The 4,158-nt window shown below is 51.9% G+C and carries 2 protein-coding genes; both read right to left on the bottom strand.

The annotated features are described in order from the left end of the window. The coding region (locus tag ACO6UY_RS24050; protein ID WP_422463532.1) for a DUF1601 domain-containing protein at positions 1-2,463 on the bottom strand (2,463 nt) is incomplete at its 3' end. Positions 2,464-2,673: 210 nt separating this feature from the next. Continuing rightward, positions 2,674-4,158, bottom strand: a 1,485-nt coding sequence (locus ACO6UY_RS24045; protein ID WP_422491564.1) for an RAP domain-containing protein, incomplete at its 5' end; no start/stop codon positions are given.

Raw genomic sequence — 4,158 nt, 5'->3', positions numbered from 1 at the left:
TTCCTGTGGTTTAAAGTTAGCTTTCTGTGTGTTCACGTGGCGCAACAGCGCGGCCACGGCCTCGTTAAACTCTGGTGTCCGCTCCTGCCCGTTGTCCACCAGTTTCGCCATGGCCCACAGCAGGTTGGCGATACCCTGTGGTTTAAAGTTATCTTTCTGTGCGTTCACATGTGGCAACAGCGCGGACACGGCCTCTTTAAGCTTTGGTGTCCTATTCTGCCCGTTGTCCAGCAGTTTCGCCATGGCCCACAGCAGGTTGGCGATTTCCTGTGGTTTAAAGTTAGCTTTCTCTGGGTTCACTTGTGGCAACAGCACGGCCACGGCCTCTTTGAGCAGCGGTGTCCGCTCCTGCCCGCTGTCCACCAGTTTCGCCGTGGCCCATAGCAGTTTGGCGATTTCCTGTGGTTTAAAGTGAGCTTTCTGTGCGTTCACGTCGGGCAATAGGATGGCCACGGCCTCATTGAGCCCCGGTGTCCGCTTCTGCCCGTTGCCCACCAGTTTCGCCATGGCCCACAGCAGGTTGGCGATATGCTGAGGAATAAATTGGTTTTTTTTTGCGTTCACGTGGGGCAACAGCGCGGCCACGGCCTCGATGAGTTCTGGTGTTTGCTCCTGCCCGTTGTCCACCAGTTTCACCATGGCCCACAGCAGGTTGACGATTTCCTGTGGGTTAAAGTTAGCTTTCTGTGCGTTCACGTGGGGCAACAGCGCGGCCACGGCCTCGTTGAGTTCTGGTGTCTGTTCCTGCCCGTTGTCCACCAGTTTTGCCATGGCCCACAGCAGGTTGGCGATATGCTGAGGAATAAATTGGTTTTTTTTTGCGTTCACGTGGGGCAACAGCGCGGCCACGGCCTCGTTGAGTTCTGGTGTCAACTCATGCCTGTTATCCACCAGTTTCGCCATGGCCCACAGCAGGTTGGTAATGCCCTGGGCATTAAATTGGTCTTTCTGTGCTTTCACGTGTGGCAACAGCGCGGCCACGGCCTCGTTGAGTTCTGATGTCTGTTCCTGCCCGTTGTCCACCAGTTTTGCCATGGCCCACAGCAGATTGGCGACATACTGAGGAATAAATTGGTTTTTTTTTGCGTTCACGTGTGGCAACAGTGCGGCCACAGACTCTTTGAGCCCTGGTGTCAACTCATGCCTGTTATCCACCAGTTTCGCCATGGCCCATAGCAGGTTGGCGATTTCCTGGGCATTAAATTGGTCTTTATGTGCGTTCACATGGGACAACAGCGCGGCCACGGCCTCGTTGAACTCTGGCGTCTGCTCCTGCCCGTTGTTCACCAGTTTCGCCATGGCCCACAGCAGGTTGGCGATTTCCTGTGGTTTAAAGTTCGCTTTCTGTGCGTTCACGAGGGGCAGCAGCACGGCCACGGCCCCTTTGAGCCATGGCGTCAGCTCCTGTCCGTTGTCCACCAGTTTCGCCATGGCCCACAGCAGGTTGGCGATATGCTGTGGAATAAATTGGTCTTTCTGTGCGTTCACCAGGGGTAACAACGATGCCACAGCCTCGTTGAGCTCTGGTGTCTGCTCCTGCCCGTTGTTCACCAGTTTCGCCATGGCCCACAGCAGGTTGGCTATTTCCTGTGGTTTAAAGTTAGCTTTCTGTGCGTTCACGTGGGTCAACAGCGCGGACAAGGCTTCTTTGAGTCCCAGTGTCCGCTCCTGCCCGTTGTCCACCAGTTTCGCCATGGCCCAAAGCAGGTTGGCAATATGCTGAGGAATAAATGGGTCTTGCTGTGCGTGCATGTGGGGCAACAGTGCGGCCACAGCCTCGTGGAGCCCTGGTTTTCGCTCCGGCCCGTTGTCCACCAGTTTTGCCATGGCCCACAGTAGGTTGGCGACACCCTGGGCACCAATATAGCTGGTTTCAGCTTTTTGGTTGCACTTGAATATTATTGCATCAAGTAGCGTTGACAATAAGGCAACTTGAGTATGCTTAACACGCTTATCAATTGGGTTATGGGGGGTAAAAACACCCGCTGAAGTAAATGAGTGCAGTGTTGTCGTCAGGCTTCGCCAATTCCAGCTCCGTGTTGCTGTGAAATTTTTCAGCAAACGCATCAGCTGGCTTTGTTCCGCTCGATTTAACGGTCTTTTAGCAGCTGATGTGTATTTTTTAATTGAACTGGCATATCGACCGTGATTTCTCCCATCATAGCGATGACCGAAACGACCCGATTTACTCACCAGATCATACATTACTTCTTGTTTAATGAGGGCATTGAAATCTTGAGCAGAGTTCACTGAGCGGAACATTAGATTTTGAGAAGAGCATGCGTCAGAAGAGTGGTAAAATTCGTTACGCTGCGGGGTAGTACGGAGGGGATTATCCCACTGTTCGACGGTGCCATGTCTATATTGCACACGCCTTGAAGAAGCGGCATGGTCATCCGGTCGGTTGTAATCATTATTTGATCTTGTGTATTGGCCACTGATACCAGCAGAGTTTCTATCCATTTATATTTCTTTAATTCATGAAAATATAAAAAGCAGACTGCTGTTTTGTTCAAAAGTTCATTTTGCTGAAATGGCTAACTGGATGTTGGTTTTCTTCCTCTTTGTCGGTTTACCGGTTTGCTCCTCTGAATGTTCTTTCACAGTCAAGTAACCGTGATCTGAGGGTTGCCTGGCTTTAATAGCAGTAACTTATGCCTCATCTGCCCACGTTCATTTAAGTGATACAGAGCCATGTCCCTGTGGCTGGCAGCCTATCCTGGTTTTTATTTGATCAATGTATGGTTTCATTAAATCCTGATTCAAGAGCCTGTTAACCGGAATTTCAATGACCTCAAATCCTGCTTTTTGCAACAGTGCGATTTTAAGCAGTGTCGAACCATTCCTGGTATTGAAATCACCACCCACGTAATGAAAGGGCCCCTGAACTTCAATCACCATATTGTGATCTGGCAGTAGCAGGTCAACCGGAGGTAATGAATTCAGACTCTTTTCTTCTTCAATCCTCAAAGATGGAATGCATGATTGGAGTTGATTGCGGAAGTCGGATTGACGTTTTGAAACGATTGCATGGTAATGGGGGACGAACGGACACGGCCTCCCAAGCCAACTTGCGGCCATCGCAATGGTGTATTGATCCTCTTCATTGACCGGGGATGTATTTTCCAGGCGAATAAACAGGTCATCCATGTGCTTTTCCAGCACGTTACCTTTACTGGTATTGGGAACCAGAGATAACCTGGCACAGCATACCATTACTCCCCAAAGCGACATCAATATCGCTTGCTGAGAAAACTGAGGGTTGCCACTGATTCGGTCGACAAGCGATTTGAACGTGGAGGTGACCATGTTCAGCTCAATGAGTTCGCCCAGACTCGCCATGGCCCACAGCAGGTTGGCGATATCCTGGGCATTACATTGGTTTTTCTGTGCCTTCACGAGAGGCAACAGCGCCGTCAAGGCCTCATTGAACTCTGGTGTCTGCTCCTGCCCGTGGTCCACCAGTTTCGCCATGGCCCACAGCAGGTTGGCGATCTCCTGTGGTCTTAAGTTAGCTTTCTGTGCGTTCACGCGAGGCAACAGTGCGGCCACGGCCTCTTTGAGTCCTGGTGTCTGTTTGTGCACTTTGTCCGCCAGTTTCGCCATTGCCCACAGCAGGTTGGCGATATGCTGAGCAATAAATGGGTCTTTCTGTGCGTTCACGTGGGGCAACAGCGCAGTCACCGCCTCTTTGAACTCTGGTGTCCAGGTCTGTCCGTTGTCGACGAGTTTTGCCATGGCCCACAGCAGGTTGGTGATTTCCTGTGGGTTAAAATTAGCTTTCTGTGCGTTCACGTGGGGTAGCAGAGCGACTATAGCCTCGTTGAACTCTGGTGTCCGCTCTTGCCCGCTGCCTACCAGTTTCGCCATGGCCCAAAGCAGGTTGGCGATATGATGGAGATTAAAGTGGTCTTTCTGTGCGTTCACCCGGGGCAGCAGTGCGGCCACGGCCTCTTTAAGCCCTTGTGCCCGCTCCAGCCCGCTGCCCACCAGTTTCGCCATGGCCCACAGCAGGTTGGCGATCTCCTGTGGTCTTAAGTTAGCTTTCTGTGCGTTCCCGCGAGGCGACAGTGCGGCCACGGCCTCTTTGAGTCCTGGTGTCTGTTTGTGCACTTTGTCCGCCAGTTTCGCCATTGCCCACAGCAGGTTGGCGATATG

Origin of the sequence: Endozoicomonas sp. ALE010, from assembly GCF_049310165.1 — a bacterium.
In the GTDB taxonomy this organism is placed as follows: domain Bacteria; phylum Pseudomonadota; class Gammaproteobacteria; order Pseudomonadales; family Endozoicomonadaceae; genus Endozoicomonas.
Note: the sequence above shows the minus strand (reverse complement) of the source record. Positions and strands in the feature narration are given on the sequence as shown.